Here is a 20,047-nt window from a genome sequence, read left to right as displayed (position 1 = left end):
TCAGTGAGCGTGGTTGCAATCGGGGCCGTGCACGTGATCGTCGTCACCGGCATCGGCCGGTTCCATCTCCAGTTGCAGACTTACAAGATTAGTCGCCAATGGACGAAGCAGCAGGTTGGCGTATTCGGCGTCGCCTTCCTCGACATCGACACCAATCAGCAATTGGCCGCGACCGTCATGCTGAATCCACAACTCCTTGCCCTGCCATATCACGGCAACGCGCGTGCAGGAGGTTTCCAGTTGAGTGCCATCGGTGTCTTCAAGGATCAACTGCAGGGTATCGCTCATGGTGGTGCTCTCATCTGGAGGAAAAGCCGGACCCCGACCTTCCGTCGGAGGCCGGGTGTGCGCTTTCAATTGATCTGGAATGGATAAACCGCGCCCAGTTTAAGGATCTGCGTCAGTTCATCCAGTGCCGTCCGGCACTCCAGCAGCAACCGAGGGTCCGCCAGGTCGCTTTCGCGCAGGGAGTCGCGGTAGTGCTTTTCGACCCATTGGGTCAGCGTGTCGTACAACGGCGCGGTCATGATAACCCCTGGATTGACCGCCGCCAGCTCAGTTTCATTCAACGCCACACGCAGACGCAGGCACGCCGGCCCGCCACCGTTTTGCATGCTCTGCTTGAGGTCGAAGACTTTCACCTCGCGGATCAACCCGGCGGAACCAGTGAGGCCCTGAAGGTACTGCCAGACGCGTTCGTTCTGACGGCACTCTTGCGGCACGATCAGCAGCATCGTGCCATCGGCACGGGTCAGCAGTTGGCTGTTGAACAGGTAGGAGCGTACCGCGTCATCCACCGTCACCAGGGCGCGCGGCACGCAGACCGCCTGGAAGTTGCCGCCACGTTTGGCCAACTTGTCGCGCAGCTCAGCGAGCACCCGCTCGGTGTCGAGGAACGCGTCCTCATGGTAGAACAGCACCTCGCCGTTACCCACCGCAATCACATCGTTGTGGAACACGCCCTGGTCAATCACCGACGGGTTCTGCTGGGCATAGACCACACCCTCATCGCTCAGGCCATGCAAGCGGGCGACTGCCTGGGAGGCTTCGAGTGTCTGGCGTGCCGGGTATTTCTGCGGTGCCGGGTAGCGGGTGTCGAAGGCGCTGCGACCGAATACGAAGAATTCGACACCGGCCTCACCGTATTCACGGCAAAAGCGCGTGTGGTTGGCCGCGCCTTCGTCGCCGAATTGGGCAACGGCAGGCAAGGCGACGTGATGAGCAAAGTGCTTGCTATCGGCGAACATCGCACCGAGCACACGGCTGGTGGTCGGGTGTTCGATACTGCGGTGGTACTTGCAGTTCAGGTTGGCCGCCGTGAAGTGCACGCGACCGTCGGCAGTGTCGGCGCTCGGGCTGACGGTGCCGGCGTTGGCCACCCACATGCTTGAGGCCGAGCAACTGGCAACCAACAACGGCATGGCCTGTCTGGCCGCCTGCTCGATCACTTGCGCGTCCGTGCCGGCAAAGCCGAGCCGGCGCAGGGCAGCGACGTCCGGGCGTTCCTGGGGAGCGAGTACGCCCTGGACAAAGCCCATCTCCATCAGCGCCTTCATCTTCGCCAGACCTTGCAAGGCCGCTTCCTTCGGATTGGAAGCCTGCTGGCTATTGCTCTGGGAAGCGACGTTGCCGTAGGACAGGCCGCCATAGTTATGGGTCGGGCCTACAAGACCGTCAAAATTGACTTCAAAGGATTTCATCGGCGAGGCTCCACGAATCTGTTTTTATAAGCATCAAATCATCTGCGCATGGCGACCGCTTTCGAGGTCAAAGCCGAACACCCGGCGTCAGGCTGGCCGGTGCCGTCAGGCTTGGCGTTTCCAGCGACGCCACTGGGTACGCGCAATAATCCGCTGCGTAATAGGCACTGGCGCGATGATTACCCGACGCCCCGACCCCACCGAATGGCGCACTGCTCGCGGCCCCGGTCAATTGCTTGTTCCAGTTGACGATCCCGGCCCGGCTTTCCAGCCAGAACTGCCGGTAGCGCGCCTCGGAATCCGACAGCAGGCCAGCCGCCAGACCGAACCGGGTATTGTTGGCCTCGGCAATCGCCGCGTCAAAATCGGCATAGCGGATCACCTGCAGCAACGGCCCGAAGAACTCTTCATCGAGACGCCCGGCTACCGCCGTCACATCGAGAATCCCTGGTGTCAGTAATGCCGCACCGGCCTGGGGCTGAGTCATTGCCAGCAGCGCCACGGCACCATTACCCAGCAGTTGCGCTTGCGCGTCCATCAGTGCCTGGGCGGCGCTCAGGGAAATCACCGAGCCCATGAACGGTGCCGGCTGCTGATCGAACGCACCCACTTCGATAGTCGAGCTGACTTGCACCAGACGCTCCAACAAGCGGTCGCCCCAGGCACCTTGCGGCACCAGCAGGCGGCGAGCGCAGGTGCAGCGCTGACCGGCCGAGATAAAGGCCGATTGGATAATGGTGTAGACCGCTGCATCCAAGTCTTGGACTTGATCTACCACCAGCGGGTTGTTGCCCCCCATTTCCAAGGCCAGGATCTTGTCCGGGCGCCCGGTGAATTGCTGGTGCAGGTGATTGCCGGTACGGCTCGAACCGGTGAAGAACAGGCCGTCGATCCCCAGGTTCGCCGCCAGGGCAATACCGGTTTCGCGAGCGCCTTGCAGCAGGTTCAGCACGCCTGCCGGCAGGCCGGCCTCGATCCAGCATTTGACGGTCAGCTCGGCGACTTTCGGGGTCAGTTCACTCGGTTTGAACAGCACGCTGTTACCCGCCAGCAACGCCGGTACGATATGACCGTTGGGCAGGTGGCCTGGGAAGTTGTAAGGGCCGAACACCGCTACCACGCCGTGTGGCTTGTGGCGCAATACTGCAGTGGCGTCACCCAGCGGGCCGCTCTTTTCGCCGGTCCGCTCACGGTAACTCTGAATCGAAATGGCGATCTTGTTGACCATGCTGGTCACTTCGGTCGCCGACTCCCACAGAGGCTTGCCGGTTTCCTCGCCAATGCATCGGGCCAGTTCCTCGGCGTGACTTTTCAGGCTGGCGGCAAAGGCTTCGAGCACCACGATGCGTTCATCCAGGCTGCGCCGGGCCCAGCTCGGGAAAGCCTCGCGGGCGGCCAGTACCGCCAGCTCGACCTGTGCCGAGCTGGCGCCATTGCCCGACCACAGTACCTGCTGGGTCACCGGATTCAACGACTCGAAAGCTTCGCCCTGGCCGGCGAGCCATTGGCCGGCGATGTAAAGCGTGCTCATTATTTCGACTCCCGAGAAACAGACAACGGAACCGCGCGGACCTGATCACCCGCGCTCAATTGAAGACGTTTGGCGGTCAATGGGTCGACCACCAGCGTGCCTGCCGCAAATCGTGCGGGAGCGGCGGTGATGCGGCAGTCTTCGCGCTTGCGGTTGTGGATCAGGAACGGTATGGCGTCATCGCCTGGCGTACCGATGGCCAGCACCAGCGCCTGGCTGTCGCGTATCGCACGGATCTTGCCGGTTTCGCACGCCACCGCTGGGCCGGCGTCGAAGATGTCGACATAGCCTTGGTAGCTGAAGCCTTCGCTCCTGAGCATCGACAGGGCCGGCTCGGTGTCGGTGTGTACCTTGCCGATCACCGCTCGGGCATCCTCGGAGAGGAAGCAGGTATACAAAGGAAACTTCGGCATCAGTTCGGCGATGAAAGCCTTGTTGCCAACACCCGTCAGGTAGTCGGCCTGGCTGAACTCCATCTTGAAGAAGTGCCGGCCCAGGCTCTCCCAGAACGGCGAACGCCCGGCTGCGTCGGACATACCGCGCATCTCGGCGATGATCTTGTTGCCAAACAGTTGCGGGAACTCGGCGATAAACAGCATCCGCGCCTTGGCCAGCATCCGCCCGTTGAGGCCGTTGCGGTAGTCGGCATGCAGGAACAGCGAACACAATTCCGAGTTGCCCGTCAGGTCATTGGCCAGGAACAGCGTCGGGATCTCGCGGTAGATGTTCAGCTCCTGAGAGGCGCTGACCGTCAGACCGACCCGGAAGTTGTACCAAGGCTCACGCAAGCCGACGGCACCGGCAATCGCCGAAATACCGACGACCCGACCGTTGTCGTCTTCGAGCACGAATAGGTAATCCGCGTCGCCGCGCCCAGCGTCGCCCCGGAAGGTTTTTTCCGCCCAGCCGACGCGGTGAGCCAAGCGCTGCTCATCGGCCGGCAAGGTGGTCAGGCCGGTGCCGGTGCTGCGGGCCAGGTCGATCAGAGCGGGTAAATCGCTGCTGCGTACAGGACGAACGATCATGCTATCTCCTCAAACGGGTGCCGACAGACGGCGCCCGTGAAACTCGCTGTAAGGCTGCTTTCGATACCGACCTTAAACCGCCACCAGGCGCACGCTGGCGCCTTCGCCGACGCCCAAGGCTTCGGCGGCCTGCAGATCCAAGGTGACTGGCTTGCCGGGGGCATAATCGAGCGCCAACAACACCGCGCGGTAGTCCTGCAACAATGCATTGGACACCAGGTATTGGCGACCACCGCCCTGGCTCTCACCGATCTTCACCGGCACCACGCGGCTCTGGGCAATCGAACGGATCCCGCTGACCCGCGCGTGCAGGGTTGGGCCACCGTCGAAAATATCGATGTAATGATCGGTCTCGAAACCCTCGCGCATCAGGATGTCGAAAGTAATCTGCGCACGCGGGTGCACTTGTCCCATGGCTTCTTGGGCAGCGTCTGGCAGCAGCGGAACGTAGATCGGGTAATGCGGCATCAGTTCGGCGAGGAAGGTCCGACTCTTCACGCCGCACAAGCGCTCGGCCTCGGCGTAGTTCAGGTCGAAGAAGTTGCGGCCAATGGCGTCCCAGAACGGCGAGTCGCCATGCTCGTCGCTATAGCCGACGATCTCGGTCACCACCGAATCGGCGAATCGCTCCGGGTGACTGGCGACGAACAATAGACGACCACGGGAGTTCAACTCTGACCAGGCCGAGCCCACCAGTTCCGGCACCACATAGAAGCTGGTCAGCAAGCTGTTGCCAGTCAGGTCATGGCACTGGGAAAGCACGTGGATCTTGTTGTGGATCTTCAGCTCGCGCGATGCATGGACAAAAGTCTCATTGCGGAAACTGTAGAACGGCTCCGAATAACCGGCCGAGGCGACGATCGCCGAGCAGCCGACCAGCGTGCCGGTGGCAGTGTCCTCGAGCACGAAGAAATAGCTTTCTTCGCCGTTGAAGCTGACTTCAGCGGCAAACGAGGCTTCGCTCGCGGCGATCTTGTCGCGCAGGCGGCCTTCGTCGTCCGGCAGGGAAGTGACACCGATCGGGCTGTCGGCGGCCAGACGCCGTACCTCGTCCAGGTCAGCCATTTGCGCGGGGCGCATCACCAGCATGGTGTCACTCCTTACTAAAAACGGATCGGCTGAATCGGCCGACACAGAGGAAAAAATGCCGGGCTGGCCCGGCACGAAAAAATCGGCGCGTCGCCGACTCCATGAGCCGACGGCGGCGCTACTACCTTTCAATCAAGCTTGCGTTGATCAAGCAGGCTCGATCAACCCTGGGTCAGTCTGGCCACGGCACGCTCGAAACGGTCCAGGCCTTCCTTGATGTCCACATCCTCGACCACCAGGCTCGGAGCGAAACGAATCACATCCGGACCGGCTTGCAGAATCATCAAATTTTCTTTCTCGGCCGCATTGAACACGTCCTTGGCCTTGCCCTTCCAGGCATCGGCCAACACGCAGCCAAGCAACAGGCCCACGCCACGAACCTGGCTGAACAGGCCGTACTTGGCGCCGATCTGCTCCAGGCGGGTCTTGAATACCGCGTGCTTGGCATTGACGCCATTGAGCACTTCAGGGGTGTTGATCACATCGATCACCGCATTGCCGACCGCACATGCCAACGGGTTGCCGCCGTAGGTGGTGCCATGGGTGCCGACCACCAGGTGCTTGGCCAGCGCTTCGCGGGTGAGCATCGCGGCAATCGGGAAACCGCCCCCCAGGCTCTTGGCACTGGTGAGAATGTCCGGCGTCACGCCGTAGTGCATATAGGCGAACAGCTTGCCGCTGCGGCCCATGCCGGTTTGTACCTCGTCGAACACCAACAGTGCGTCGTGCTGGTCGCACAGCGCGCGGGCCCCTTGCAGGTAGGCCAGCTCGGCCGGCAGCACGCCGCCCTCACCCTGGATCGGCTCCAACACCACGGCACAGGTCTTATCCGAGATAGCGGCTTTCAGCGCGTCCAAGTCATTGAACGGTACATGGGTGATGCCGGTGATTTTCGGCCCGAAGCCGTCGGAGTACTTCGACTGGCCACCGACGTTCACGGTGAACAGCGTGCGACCGTGAAAACTGTTGAGCGCAGCGATGATTTCGTATTTTTCCGCACCGAAACGATCGAATGCCACGCGACGGGCCAGCTTGAACGCGGCTTCGTTGGCTTCGGCACCGGAGTTGCAAAAGAACACGCGCTCGGCGAAGGTCGCGTCCACCAGTTTTTTGGCCAGGCGTAAGGCCGGCTCGTTAGTGAAAACGTTGGATACGTGCCACAGATTGTTGGCCTGCTCGGTCAGCGCACCGACCAGCGCCGGATGCGCGTGGCCCAGGACATTGACCGCAATCCCGCCGGCAAAATCGACCAACTCCCGCCCCGCCTGGTCCCAGACTCGAGAGCCCGCCCCTCGCACGGGAATAAAAGCCGCGGGGGCGTAGTTGGGAACCATTACCTGGTCGAAATCGGCGCGTTGCACCGGAGCTTGCTCAACGGACATCGGAGTCTCCTGAAGAGGTACGCCTGCCTGAAACTGGCGAGCGATGGGGGGATTGTAAGGACAGATTTCAGTCCGGCATTGTCGCCAAGCGACAACTTCTTATAGCGCCAAACCGGGTTTTGCCGAGGTTGTCGGCAATGCGACAAATAGCATCGCAAAGGCGCAGTTTAAACGGTGGGGCCCTTTTGATGCAGAGCCTACGAAATGAGATTTTCGACTGACGATCTTCGCAGTGTGAATTTTTGTGAAATGTTGTGAATTCGAGTGGAAAATTCGAAAGGCATGAACCCAGAGACCGACCTTCGCACGGCCACTCTCTCGGGAGCCCCAGCCGAGCGCTCCCCCTCCCTCGGAGCCCGCGATAAATGGCCTTTTGCACCAAGGCCGCCAGCCATCCGCCAGCCACCCCGAAGCCCACATTGCCCCCTCCGGCTCCGCTGTTTAAAGCGCTTGTAGCCGGCAATTAGCCCGCAGAATTTGTAACCAAATATACACACGCCTAGGGCTTCATGAGCAGGCCCCCGCTCAAGCGGCGGGTTGCTCACAGCAGCCCGATAACCCCGACCACACACTCGCGCCCCCTCAGCCCGCGCCGCTCGCGGCAGGGCCGGAGCGAGGTCGTGTGCCCGGAAAGTGATCCTCAGGGAGGTTCTGCATGACTGCCATACGCAACGCCACCGCCCCCATCGACCGCAAGGTCGATTCTGCCCAGAAAAAGTTCGAGATTGCGCTGGCCCAGGCCGGCGACCGACCGATCTTCGACCCGTCAAAGATCCGTGGCGCCAGCCTTCCCGAGCCCTTCCAGAATATCCAGCCGCCCAAGGACGGTAGCATCACCTACACGCCGCGCGACGGCGACAAGCCGGTGACGGTCAAGGAAAAAGACGACCCGGACCTGTACAAGCAGGTGCTCAATCAATACCAGCGCGACCAGAAGAACGGCGCCCACGAAGCCGGTATCATCCAGAGCCAGAAGGACGGTTACGTGCCAGCCGAGAGCAGCACCGTCGCCCCCGGCCTGGGAAACTACAAGGGGATCGGCGCCGTCGACGAGGTCGGCCCAGGGCTGATTCGCTACGAGACGCTCAGCGGCGAAAAAGTCGTGGTCAGTCAGAAGGACAACCCGACGCTATTCACCCAGGTCAGTCAGGACCGCGAGAAGCAACTCGCGATCAACCAGAGCGAAGCCGAGGGTTATCGTCTGGCTGCTCCCAACGAAACCTTCGACGGCATGCGCCTGGTAGGGGCGCCTGAAGAAATCGGCCCCGGCCTGATCCGTTATGAAACCGACTCCGGGCAGAAAATCATCGCCGCCAAGGACATTGCTCCGGAGATCTACAACCAGGCCGTCAACGAATACAAAGGCCTCTCCGGCGCCCCCGGCACCAGTGACAATAGCTGGATCGACGGATCCAGCCACGCCGCCGGCGCCAAGGACTGGGACAAGATCACCGGCAATACCGGCGCCCAGCCGACCCAGGAAGAACTCGACCTGAACCGACCGATCGCCGCATCGGAAATGATCTCGGAAAACTGGGATGCCTGGGGTCTGCACGATACCCCGATCGACTTCGCCAACCCGCCGACCACCCTGCCGCCCGAGGCTCAGGCCGCGCTCAAATATGTCGCCAGCAGTCCGTCACTGATGGCCGCACTGGACAGCGGTGGCCGGGGCAAGGCCGATGGGGTGATCACTCATTCCGATGTCGATCACTTTATCCACAACGCCAAGGATGATCTCTCCGCCGCCACGAAATCCTATACGGCGTTCCTCGGCGGCAATCCTGACGAGTTGGCCAAGGCTAACGCCAAGCCAGCGGCGATCCTGATGGCCAACAACTCCCTGGTCGCCAGTGCCGGTCCGAACATGACCCCCGGCAGCAGCGACCAACGGGAGAACAAGGGCGAGATCCATATCGACAACCTGACGGGCCTGGCGAGCGACCCGGGCCTGAGCTCGGAATTGACCAGCGCCGCCGATCTTTGGTCGCACCCCGGGATGATGCGCTCCCTGGACCTGGGTGGCGACGATCCGGTGCTGTACCACGAAGACAAGATCATCGTGCGCGACAACATCGGTGCCTGGATGGAAAAACAAGCGCCCAAGACCGACTCCGACACCTTGATCTTCCTCGACGGCGCGGCCGTGCGCGACGCAGTGGCGGATGTCGACACCTCCAAGCTGAACGCCGATGTGCTGCAACACCCGGAAAACTACGACGGTAAGACCAAGGCCGCAGTACTCACCCAATTGACTGACGCCCAAACCCGGCTGACCATCAGCGATTACAAGGATAATCACACCGGCCTGCTCGACAAGTACACCTCGCCCAACAAGGGGCTCAACCCCAACGAGGACAAGATCAAGGGCCAGCTACAGGACGCGATCCATACCCTGATGGCCGACAATGACGTCCAGGCTTTCATGCAGAACAAGCGGGGCCCGGCGCTGCAGAATATCGTCAGCAGCGACCCGAACCTGAAGATTGCCCTGCAATCCTACAAGGCCACCCAACTGGACACCGGCAACGTCCTCAACACCAACCTCGACGCCAAGGATGCGGACGACAAGCCAGTGCCACCCGGTACCGCGCTGCAGAACGCGGCCAACGACATCACTATCGCCAACCTCGCGCTGGGCGGTGACGGCAAAGTGGACCTGCATGCCATCGCCGAAAAATCCGGGCAGATGGACAACCTCTACAACACCTACAAGAACGACTTCGTCTCTGGCCAAGCGTTCAAAGATATGCTCGCCAGCGGCACGGACCCGGTGGCGGCAGCCAGCAGCTTCACCGCCAGCGCCTCGGCCTTCAAGGCCTTCCTTGGGCCGAATGCCACCTCGGGCGACGCCCAGATCCTGCAGGTCAACTTCAACGAAGCGCTGTCCGAAGCCCTGGTCAACAGTGCCGACAGCAACAGCCTCAACATCACGCTCGGCGATGCCAATGGCAATTTCGATGAGGCCAAGGTCACTGCGGCGCTCAACTCTGCCGCCGAGGCCGACCCGCAACTGTTTACTGCGGCCGACGGCAGCAAGATCGATCCTTCGCAAGTGATCAGTATGATGCGCTCGGTATGGGACATCGGGCGCCAGAACGACAAGATCATCGACGTCCTACCTAAAGCCATCGACGGTTTGAAGTTGGGCAATGTGACTGACGCCTACAAGCAGGGCCTGATGCATATCGGCAGCGGTATCCTCGCCGGAGGCGTGCTGATCGCTCGCTCCGCCACCGGCAGCAACACTCCGATCGCTGATGCCAATCGCGTCTCGGCGGGCCTGCAGTTCGCCGGCCTGCTGATGGAAGGCGGCACCAAATACGCCAAGGAGTTCGGCTTTGGCACCAGTTGGGATATCAACAAGAACGTCGGCGAAGGCATTGGTGCCTTCCCGACCAGCGAACTGACCGGCAAGGGTCCGCTGAGCGCCGACGCCATCGCCAAACTGAGCAGCGTTAGCAAGATAGTCGGCGGTGCCGGCAGCTTTATCGGTGGCATCGTGGGCATCGTGGGCGGCGTCGACGGCCTCGCTCACGGGGAACCCCTCAGTGGCGCCTTCAACCTGGCCGGTGGCATCCTCGGCACCGGTGCCGCGACGGCCAGCCTGATCGAAGGCGGTGCCGGCTTGTTCGGCTTCAGCGATATCGCTGCCGTCGCCGGCTCCCTCAGCGGCGTGCTCGGCATCGGCGGTGCGATCGTCGGTGGTATCGCCAGTGCCTTCCTGCCCTTTGCCCTGGCCGACGCCCGTGGCAAAGAGCAGGAGAAGTTCTACGGCGAAATGGTGCCGATCCTCAAGCAATACGACCTGACCGGCGGACCTGAACAGCCCGGCGACTATCCGGAGGATCCCATCCCGGCGATCAATACCTGATACCCCGAAAGTAAGAGCGGTTGCCCGTGGCGACCGCTCCCCGTCCAACTGCTCACGTAAAAAGGTAACACCATGAATTCCAGCGATATCGTTAACATTCCGGCACAGGATGCCGTGTACACAACGGACAACCTGGAGCATGAAATCCATTTCGGGCCTTTCAAGCTGGTGCCTTGGCAACAGGCACTGTTCAAGGACGGCGAACGCATCACGCTCGGTAGCCGGGCCATGCTGCTGTTGATCTGCCTGGCGTCACGTGCCGGCGAGCTACTGGAAAAGAAACAACTGATTGCCCTGGTCTGGCCCAAGGCGATTGTCGAGGAATGTAACCTACGCACCCAGATCCGTATGTTGCGCCAGGCTCTGGATGAAGATGAACATGCCTCGCATATCGTCACCGTAGCGGGACGCGGCTATCGTTTCGTCACCCCGACCGCCCTGCACCCGGCCTCCCGGACCATCACCATCGAGCCCAAGTCCGACCATGCCGCCAGCTTCCTGCCACGGGCGCTCACCCAGTATCAGGTCAACGTCAACCTGAGCCTGGCGTATTCAAACCCCGGCACGCGATTACGGGACGACCTGTATCGGGAAAGGCCGACAATGTTCTAGTGGCCTGTACGGTGAGTTCGTTAGCTCAAGTTCGGATGCCATAAGTTCATGGCTAAGGCGCTGTGACGAGTCATAGCCGGGCTATGGCGAGGAACAGCAACGCAAGCCAGGGATTTAGGGCGCCGAAATTGACTCATAGAACTAACCACACAGGCCACTAGGCTCAACCGCGCTCGGAAGGCACCGAGGACAATTCGAACGGGCTGCTGCTGCGCCGCTGGTTGCGATCTTCCCGCGGTGTGGCACCGAAGAAGTTACGGTAGGCGCTGGAGAAATGCGGCCCCGAGGAGAAGCCACAAGACAAGCCGATTTGGATGATCGACTTGCTGGTTTGCATCAGCATCTGCCGGGCCTTGTTCAGGCGTAGCTCCAGATAGTACTGGCTAGGCACCCGGTTGAGATATTGTTTGAAGATCCGCTCCAACTGCCGACGGGAGACACAGACATGCTGGGCGATTTCGTCGGTGGTCAGCGGTTCTTCAATATTGGCTTCCATCAGCAGCACCGCCTGGGTGAGTTTGGGATGGCTGGAGCCCAGGCGATTCTGCAACGGAATGCGTTGCCGCTCGCCGCCCTCACGAATGCGCTCGACCACCAACTCCTCAGACACCGCGCCAGCCAGCTCAGCGCCATGGTCACGAGCCAGGACCGCCAACAACAGATCCAGCACCGACATCCCGCCGCACGCTGTCAGGCGATCGCGATCCCAATCGAACAGATGGCTGGTGGCGATCACCTTGGGAAAACGCTCGGTAAAATCATCCTGCCAGCGCCAATGCACCGCGGCGCGATAGCCATCGAGCAACCCCAACTGCGCCAATGGATAGACACCGGCAGACAAGCCACCGATCACACAACCGGCGCGCACCAGTTGCTTGAGCGCACTGCTCAGTGCCGGCGCCAACACCGTCGGCGGCTCATCGGCCAGCAGGAATAATTTCTGACAACCTTCGAGCTTACCGACCCAGGGCTCGCCCGGCAGTTGCCAGGCGCCAGCCGGTACGCCTTCGGTGGATACCTCTGCCCGCAGGAACGACAACTCGTAGACAACCTCCGGATGCACGCGCTGAGCGACGCGCAAGGCCTCCTCGGCCAGCGCCAGCGTCAACGCTTTAGTGCCGGGCCAAATCAGGAAACCAATTCGATGGGCAGTCATGGCATGCAATCCGAAAACAGAACAGAGTGAAAAGCCGAGGGCAGCCAATTCAAAGTAGACCACACCGCGCACGGTGCGCAGCATGACTTATTTGGGCGCACAACGGCAGCATACAAAGCAGCGACTATTTCAAGCTGCCTGACAGGAATTGCCGCAAACGCTCGGACTGTGGGTTGACCAACACCTCGCGAGGATTGCCCCGCTCTTGCACCACGCCTTTGTGCAGAAACACCAGTTGATTGGAGACTTCACGGGCAAAGCCCATCTCGTGGGTCACCACGACCATGGTCCGACCTTCCTGGGCCAGGGCCTGCATCACTTTTAATACATCACCGACCAGTTCCGGGTCGAGGGCCGAGGTCGGCTCATCGAACAGCATGACCTCCGGCTCCATCGCCAACGCCCGCGCAATCGCCACACGCTGCTGCTCGCCACCGGACATATGGCCCGGATAGGCGTCCTTGCGATGGGCCACGCCGACCTTGTTCAGGTAGTGCTCGGCCTTTTCCAGCGCTTCTTTCTTCGATACGCCCAGGACATGCACGGGGGCTTCGATGATATTTTCCAGGGCGGTCATATGCGACCATAGGTTGAAATGCTGGAACACCATCGACAGCCGCGAGCGCAGGCGCTGCAGTTGCTTCGGGTCAGCCGCTTTCATTGCGCCGTCCTTGCCCGCCACCAGCTTGAGCTCTTCATTGTTGAGCAGGATGCGCCCAGCGTGGGGCTGTTCCAGCAGGTTGATGCAGCGCAGGAAGGTACTTTTGCCGGAACCACTGGAACCGATGATGCTGATCACATCACCGGCCTGGGCGGCCAGAGACACACCCTTGAGCACTTCGTGACTGCCATAGCGTTTATGCAGGTCTTGGACTTCAAGCTTGTACATGCGGTCGGTTCTCACAAAAACAGTCAGGTCAGTCGCTAAGCAGGCGCCCGTGGCGAAGGGGCTCACACCCCGCCACCTTGGCCAGCCAGATCGAGGGTTGGGCGTAACGCAGCCGCTCCACGGCATATAACACACCGGCTATGCCGGCACACACGGTGCTGACCCGGTCGGACAAAGGATCGATCACCTCAAACAGCGGCTCGCCCGGCTCGACCCAACTGCCCACCGGACACAGGTAGGTGACTACCCCGGCATGGGGCGCATAGAGCAACTCGGTGCCTTCGAACGGCATGGCTGCACAGGCCTCATGCCGTGGCACTGGCCACTCGCCGCCGATCAGGCCCTGCTCGGCGAGAAATGCGAGGATGCCTTCGGCATGCGCCTGGGCCTCGGATCGACCGGTATCGGCCTGGCCGCCCAGTTCCAGGGTAGTGGACATGCCCGCCAGGGGAATCGCTGCTTGCGGGAACTGTCGCGACAACCGCAGCCAAGGTAGCGAACAGGCCTCATCGAAGGAGGTACCGCCCGACTCTTCCGCCAGCAGCGCCACTTTCACGTTCAGATGCGCCGCCAGGGAGCGCCACTGCGGCCAGTGTTGTGGCAGGGCATACATGTGCACCGCCGCCTCGCAATCGCAATGCAGATCCAGCACCACATCGGCGTCACAGGCATGACCGAGCAAGACCCGTTGCATCCCCTGCAACGGATTGGTGGCTGGCGGCAAGGCGGCCAGCACCTCGCGCATGGCCTGGCGGATCAGTTGGACGTTGGCATGGGGATCGTCCCCCAGCTTATCGCCCACCAGGGCCGCCACCGGCTCGGTCAGCTCAACGAAGTCACGATTGAAATTCTTGCCGCTGGCGTATTCGAAACGGCCCTGGTGATTGCCTTGCAGCAACTGCCCGAGACCAAGCGGATTGGCAACCGGCACCAGTTCGATAACGCCCTTCAGCACACCCCGGGCTTCCAGCGCGGCCAGGTGCTTCTTCAGCTCCCAGGCGGTGCGCATGCCCGGCAGTTCGTCGGCATGCAGGCTGGCCTGGATATAGGCCTTGCGCTCACCGCTGCCGAAACGAAACACCGAAAGCTGGCGCTCGGTGCCCAGGCTGCCCCAGGGCAAGACATGATCGATACGTTCCATACTCAATGCTTCCGTGGAGCCAGGTAGCCCAGCCAGCGGCGCTCGGCCAGCTTGAACAGGCGCACCAGGATAAAGGTCAGGCACAGGTAGAACACACCCGCGGTGATGTAGGCTTCGAATGGCAGGTAATACTGCGCGTTGACGGTACGAGCGGCGCCAGTGATATCGATCAAGGTCACGATGGAGGCCAGACTGGTGGTCTGCAGCATCATGATCACTTCGTTGCTGTACTGCGGCAGCGCCCGGCGCAAGGCCGATGGCAGCAGGATCCGCCGATACATCTTATAGCGCGACATGCCCATGGCCTTCGCCGCCTCGATCTCGCCGTTGGGCGTGGCCCTGAGGCTGCCGGCGATGATTTCGGCGGTGTAGGCACTGGTGTTGATGGCAAAGGCCAGGCACGCACAGAAGGTCGCGCTCGACAGCCAGGGCCAGAGGAAGCTCTCGCGTATCGCTTCGAACTGGGCCAGGCCGTAGTAGATCAGGAACAGTTGCACCAGCATCGGCGTGCCACGGATCACGTAGGTGTAAAGCCAGGCGCTCATGTTCACCAGCGGCTGTTTGGACACCCGCATCAAGCCCAGCGGCAATGCCGCCAGCAAGCCAAACAGCAACGACAAAGCCAGCAGCTTCAGGGTGGTCAGCAAACCGTCGAGGTAAAGCGGCATGGCCTCCCAGATGACGTTGTAGTCGAAAATCATAGATCAGCCGCCCTTACGCCTACCGAGTAGCGCCTCTCAAGGTGACGCAATGCCAGCAAAGAGACGCTGGTGATCACCAGGTACATCGCCGCCACTGCCAGGAAGAAAGTGAAAGGCTCACGGGTTGCATCGGCCGCCTGCTTGGCCTTGAACATCATATCTTGCAGGCCCACCACGGAAATCAGCGCGGTGGCCTTGGTCAATACCAGCCAGTTGTTGGTGAAGCCGGGAATTGCCAGACGAATCATCTGCGGCACCGACACCCGGAAAAACACCTGTAGGCTGCTCATGCCGTAGGCCATGCCGGCCTCGGCCTGGCCTTTGGGAATCGCCATGAAAGCGCCGCGAAAGGTTTCCGACAGGTAGGCCCCAAAAATAAAGCCCAAGGTCCCGATACCGGCCGCCAGGGGATTGAGATCGACATAGTCGTCATGACCGAGCAACGGCGCGACGCGATTGAGCAAGTCCTGGCCGCCGTAGAAAATCAGCAGGATCAACACCAGATCGGGAATCCCGCGAATCACCGTGGCGTACAAATCGCCGAGCCAGGCCAGCCAGCGCACCGGCGACAGGCGCAACGCCACCCCGATCAGTCCCAGGATAATGGCCAGGGCCATGGACGACAAGGTAAGCTCAAGCGTCAGCCAAGCGCCATCGAGGATAACCGCCCCGTAGCCTTTCAACATGATTGAGGTCCTCGAAACACGGATGAAAAAATGGCGCAAACCTCAGGGAGCCTGTGGCTTGCGCCATTTCGGACGAACTGCCGCGATGACTTACTTGCCGTAAATATCGAAGTCGAAGTATTTGTCTTGGATTTGCTTGTACTTGCCGTTGGCACGGATCGCGGCGATTGCGGCGTTGAGCTTGTCGAGATTGACCTTGTCCCCCTTGCGCACAGCAATGCCGATACCGTCACCGAAAAACTTTTCGTCGGTGAATTGCGGACCGACGAACGCGAAGCCCTTGCCGGCATCGGTTTTCAGGAAGCCGTCCTGCAGCAGGGTGGCGTCGGCCACGGTACCATCGAGCCGGCCAGCAGCCACGTCCAGGTAGATCTCGTTCTGCGAACTGTAAGGTTTGATCTGGGCACCCAGCGGCTTGAGGACCTCATCGGCGAAGCGATTGTGGATCGAGCCACGCTGCACGCCGATATTCTTACCCTTGAGTTCGACCAGGTTGTCACTGATTACGGTGCCTTGCTTCATCACCAGGCGCGCCGGGGTGTTGTAGTACTTGTTACTGAAGTCGACAGACTTCTTGCGATCATCGGTGATCGACATGGACGATAGGATCGCGTCGATCTTGCGCACCTTGAGTGCCGGGATCAGGCCATCGAACTCCTGCTCGACCCAGACACACTTGACCTTCATCTCTTCGCACAGGGCGTTGCCGATGTCGTAGTCGAAACCGACGATGCTGCCATCCGGCGCCTTGGAGGCGAACGGCGGGTAAGCCGCCTCGATACCCACCTTCAGAGGTTTTTCATCGGCAAACGTCGGCAGCGACAGCACGGACAGTACCAGGGCGCCAAGCAGCACGAGTTTCTTCATCTTAGGACTCCATCGGTAAAGGGCAAAAACAGCAGAGTGAGCGTGAGCCCAACATGCGGATGGGTTAAATCGGGATAGCGGTGCTGCGTCCTAATAGGGACTGATTCGAATTCGGTCCAAACAATGACGAGCGAATGATGGGCATTCTAACGACAGGCCCGAAGTCGATATTTCTTCAATGCGACAACTAATTACAGAAGCATCGAGAATGCCGATCCGGCACATTGACAGTTTTTGGATTTTATGCGAAGGGAAAACACAGAGAACCGATCTATGCAGCAAATATCGGGCCTATTATTCGCAAAGCCCTCTATTCCGGCAAGCACAGCGTGCAACGACATTTTTTCGACACGCCATGCAACCCACAATATGAACGTAAGCGTTTCCCTTTGTCCTGGTGATGGACGACAGGTGACATATTTGGTTACTTGACGATGCCAGGGTAACAACCTGAAACGTCTTACGGCAAAAACCGACACTTAGCTCTTTTTAATTCAATCGCTTCAGAAAACCACCTCAAACAGAAAAGGGCCTCGCCCGACTGACGCCGGACGAGGCCCGATCACTTCGAATCGCCTCAGGCGACGCTCATGGTCTTGTGCGTATCGATCAAGTGTTGCACTACGCCCGGATCGGCCAGGGTGGAGATATCACCCAGCCCATCATATTCCGCCGTGGCGATCTTGCGCAGGATACGGCGCATGATTTTCCCCGAACGGGTCTTCGGCAACCCCGGCGCCCACTGAATAACGTCTGGCGAGGCAATCGGCCCGATCTCCTTGCGTACCCAGTTTTTCAGCTCCAGGCGCAACGCCTCGCTCGGTTCCTCACCGTTGTTGAGAGTGACATACACATAGATACCCTGGCCCTTGATGTCATGGGGCACACCGACCACCGCCGCTTCGGCGACTTTCGGGTGGGCGACCATGGCACTTTCGATCTCGGCGGTGCCCATGCGGTGGCCGGAGACGTTCAGCACGTCATCGACACGACCGGTAATCCAGTAATAGCCATCCTCGTCACGCCGAGCACCATCCCCGGTGAAGTACATGCCGCGGAAGGTTTTGAAGTAGGTGTCGACGAAACGGTCGTGATCGCCGTACAAAGTGCGCGCCTGACCCGGCCACGAATCAAGGATCACCAGGTTACCCTCGGCCGCCCCTTCGATAATATTGCCCAGGTTGTCCACCAATGCCGGCACCACGCCGAAGAACGGCCGCGCCGCCGAACCCGGTTTGAGGGCATGGGCGCCCGGCAGTGGGCTCATCATGTTGCCGCCGGTCTCGGTCTGCCACCAGGTGTCGACGATCGGGCAACGGGACTTGCCGACCTGCTTGTAGTACCAGTCCCAGGCTTGCGGGTTGATCGGTTCACCCACCGACCCGAGCAGGCGCAGGCTGCTGCCATCGGCCCCTTCGACGGCAGCCGAGCCCTGAGCCATCATCGCGCGAATCGCCGTCGGTGCCGTGTAAAGGACATTGACCCGGTGCTTATCGACGACCCTCGCCACCCGGGTGATATCCGGGTAGTTCGGCACGCCTTCGAACAGTACGGTGGTCGCACCGTTGGCCAGCGGCCCGTAGACGATATAGGTGTGGCCAGTGACCCAGCCGACGTCGGCGGTACACCAGTAGACTTCGCCCGGACGGTAGTCGAATACCCGCTCGTGGGTCAGGGCGGCATACAGCAGGTACCCGCCCGTGGTGTGCTGAACGCCCTTGGGCTTGCCGGTGGAGCCAGAGGTGTAGAGGATGAACAGCGCTTCTTCAGCGCCCATCTCTTTTGGCGCGCAGACGCTGCCCGCCACTTTCATCAGGTCTTCGAACCAGATGTCGCGACGCGGGTTCCACTTGATGTCACCCCCAGTGCGCTTGCACACGATGACTTTTTGGATACTGCTGGTTTCCGGGTTGGTCAGGGCGTCGTCGACGTTGGCCTTGAGCGGGATCTTCTTGCCAGCGCGAACCCCTTCGTCAGCGGTGATCACTACTTTTGAACGACAGTCGATGATCCGACCGGCCAAGGCTTCCGGCGAGAAACCGCCGAACACCACCGAGTGAATCGCGCCGATGCGGGTACAGGCCAGCATGGCAACCACAGCTTCGGGAATCATTGGCATATAGATGGTCACCACGTCGCCGCGATGGACATCCTGGCCACGCAGGGCGTTGGCGAATTTGCAGACTTGTTCGTGCAGTTCACGATAGGTGATGTTGCGTGAGTGGGCTGGGTCGTCGCCCTCCCAGATAATCGCAACCTGATCACCGCGTTCGGCCAGATGGCGGTCCAGGCAGTTAGAGGAAACGTTCAGGGTGCCATCGGCGAACCATTTGATATCGACGTGGTGATCGTCGAAGGACGTCTGTTTGACCGTGGTGAAAGGCTTGATCCAGTCGAGACGCTTGGCTTGTTCGCGCCAGAAGCCGTCAGGGTTGACGACCGACTGCTGGTACATCGCCTTGTAGGTCGCCTCGTCGGTCAGCGTAGTCGCCAGGACTTCGGGACGAACGGGGTACAGGGAAGCCGTACTCATCTTTCTTACCTCGGTGGATAGTTGTTGTTTTATGACCCTGTTGTAGCCGGGCTGACTCGGGTGGGCCATTCGACGATGGTAGTAACACCCCTTACAAATCATTGTATTAACTGCTGGCAAAGCCCAAGCACGCCGCCTGCAACCTTTTCAGGCCTGATGAAAATAGCCTGGATTTGGGGGCAGGCGAGACGTTTTTTGAGGATTATGACAAACTTTGTCACTAACTTTTATCAAAAACCCTTCTATATGAACGGCTTGCACACTCTTCAAAGCAACTTTGCCAACTAAACCTGCGAACTAACTGGATGATAGTTCCACGCAGGTTATTCATTCGAATTCAAACTTGACATTGTCTCGCTCGCGGCCTCGTCGACGAGCCGACCGCTGGGCTTGCCGGGGGCCGAGCGTCGCAAAATCCTTCTCCCGACAAAAAACTCTTTTGCCGCCAAAGCCCTGCAAGCCTGAGCCGCATCCCGAAAAGCACTCAGGAGGTCAGAATCCGTCACACCATTGAGCGGAAAAAGCCCTTATAATGTCTCGGTAAACGGGCTCGCAACACCCCCTGCAAGGTAGCGCTCTCACGCTGGCACCATTGCAGGAACAGACGCCCTTCCCTGTGCCATTCGCCCCTTGAGGGCCTCGTACACATTTTCCGTTGTTTGCCTGCGTAGCTTTACTTGCATAGCCAGGGCGGCAAACAATTCCATCTATCCAACGCGGCCGTTGGGCCGTGTGAAAAACCCATCATCAGTGTTTTCACACGGACGACAGGCCCTCACGCAGGAGACGACACGTCATGCTGAGCTGGGACGAATTCGACAAAGAAGAAGGCGAAGTAACGGTCAAGGGCGCCAACGCCGG

General features: G+C 60.3%; 15 protein-coding genes. 2 read left to right on the top strand and 13 right to left on the bottom strand.

The window, feature by feature from the left end; translation table 11 throughout:
* The 6 genes from AWM79_RS09195 to AWM79_RS09170 form a co-directional block, all read right to left on the bottom strand.
* On the bottom strand, positions 1–288 hold the full coding sequence (locus tag AWM79_RS09195; RefSeq protein ID WP_017131588.1) for a hypothetical protein: 288 nt from the start codon (positions 286–288) through the stop codon (positions 1–3).
* Between the two features lie 65 nt (positions 289–353).
* The gene (astB, locus tag AWM79_RS09190) at positions 354–1,700 is read right to left on the bottom strand and encodes an N-succinylarginine dihydrolase (protein WP_017131587.1); all 1,347 of its coding nucleotides are present in this window, start codon (positions 1,698–1,700) and stop codon (positions 354–356) included.
* Between the two features lie 67 nt (positions 1,701–1,767).
* Complete coding sequence (gene astD, locus AWM79_RS09185) at positions 1,768–3,234, bottom strand: succinylglutamate-semialdehyde dehydrogenase (protein ID WP_167375456.1); 1,467 nt, start codon at positions 3,232–3,234, stop codon at positions 1,768–1,770.
* Positions 3,231–4,256, bottom strand: coding sequence for an arginine N-succinyltransferase (astA, locus tag AWM79_RS09180; protein WP_017131585.1), 1,026 nt, complete (start codon positions 4,254–4,256; stop codon positions 3,231–3,233). Before astA ends, astD begins: the two co-directional genes overlap by 4 nt.
* A gap of 72 nt (positions 4,257–4,328) precedes the next feature.
* Positions 4,329–5,345, bottom strand: a complete 1,017-nt coding sequence (gene aruF, locus AWM79_RS09175) for an arginine/ornithine succinyltransferase subunit alpha (RefSeq protein ID WP_017131584.1) — start codon at positions 5,343–5,345, stop codon at positions 4,329–4,331.
* A gap of 161 nt (positions 5,346–5,506) precedes the next feature.
* Positions 5,507–6,727: an aspartate aminotransferase family protein gene (locus tag AWM79_RS09170; RefSeq protein ID WP_017131583.1), complete on the bottom strand. Its 1,221-nt coding sequence runs from the start codon at positions 6,725–6,727 to the stop codon at positions 5,507–5,509.
* A 655-nt stretch (positions 6,728–7,382) separates the two neighbouring features.
* Here AWM79_RS09170 and AWM79_RS09165 point away from each other — a divergent pair.
* Positions 7,383–10,601 (top strand): type III effector HrpK domain-containing protein, encoded by a 3,219-nt coding sequence (locus tag AWM79_RS09165; protein ID WP_060782668.1) that lies wholly within the window; start codon positions 7,383–7,385, stop codon positions 10,599–10,601.
* Positions 10,602–10,673: 72 nt separating this feature from the next.
* On the top strand, positions 10,674–11,213 hold the full coding sequence (locus tag AWM79_RS09160; RefSeq protein ID WP_017131581.1) for a winged helix-turn-helix domain-containing protein: 540 nt from the start codon (positions 10,674–10,676) through the stop codon (positions 11,211–11,213).
* 163 nt (positions 11,214–11,376) lie between these two features.
* Here AWM79_RS09160 and argR read toward each other — a convergent pair whose 3' ends face one another.
* The 7 genes from argR to acs form a co-directional block, all read right to left on the bottom strand.
* Positions 11,377–12,369 (bottom strand): transcriptional regulator ArgR, encoded by a 993-nt coding sequence (gene argR / locus AWM79_RS09155; protein ID WP_026013131.1) that lies wholly within the window; start codon positions 12,367–12,369, stop codon positions 11,377–11,379.
* Between the two features lie 124 nt (positions 12,370–12,493).
* A complete protein-coding gene (locus AWM79_RS09150) occupies positions 12,494–13,258 on the bottom strand; it encodes an ABC transporter ATP-binding protein (RefSeq protein ID WP_017131579.1) in 765 nt (254 codons plus the stop codon).
* A gap of 28 nt (positions 13,259–13,286) precedes the next feature.
* Positions 13,287–14,399, bottom strand: a complete 1,113-nt coding sequence (locus tag AWM79_RS09145) for a succinylglutamate desuccinylase/aspartoacylase family protein (protein ID WP_017131578.1) — start codon at positions 14,397–14,399, stop codon at positions 13,287–13,289.
* 2 nt (positions 14,400–14,401) lie between these two features.
* Positions 14,402–15,100 carry an ABC transporter permease gene (locus AWM79_RS09140; RefSeq protein ID WP_017131577.1) on the bottom strand — a complete coding sequence of 233 codons (699 nt, stop codon included), beginning with the start codon at positions 15,098–15,100 and terminating at the stop codon, positions 14,402–14,404.
* Positions 15,097–15,786 (bottom strand): ABC transporter permease, encoded by a 690-nt coding sequence (locus tag AWM79_RS09135; RefSeq protein ID WP_060782667.1) that lies wholly within the window; start codon positions 15,784–15,786, stop codon positions 15,097–15,099. The genes AWM79_RS09140 and AWM79_RS09135 overlap by 4 nt, the downstream gene beginning before the upstream one ends.
* 90 nt (positions 15,787–15,876) lie before the next feature.
* A complete protein-coding gene (locus tag AWM79_RS09130; protein WP_017131575.1) occupies positions 15,877–16,653 on the bottom strand; it encodes an ABC transporter substrate-binding protein in 777 nt (258 codons plus the stop codon).
* A 577-nt stretch (positions 16,654–17,230) separates the two neighbouring features.
* Complete coding sequence (gene acs, locus AWM79_RS09125) at positions 17,231–19,186, bottom strand: acetate--CoA ligase (RefSeq protein WP_060782666.1); 1,956 nt, start codon at positions 19,184–19,186, stop codon at positions 17,231–17,233.
* Between the last annotated feature and the right edge of the window lie 861 nt (positions 19,187–20,047).

The organism is Pseudomonas agarici, from assembly GCF_001543125.1.
GTDB lineage: Bacteria > Pseudomonadota > Gammaproteobacteria > Pseudomonadales > Pseudomonadaceae > Aquipseudomonas > Aquipseudomonas agarici.
The sequence above is the reverse complement of the archived record's forward strand: the minus strand, read 5'-3'. Positions and strand labels throughout refer to the sequence as shown.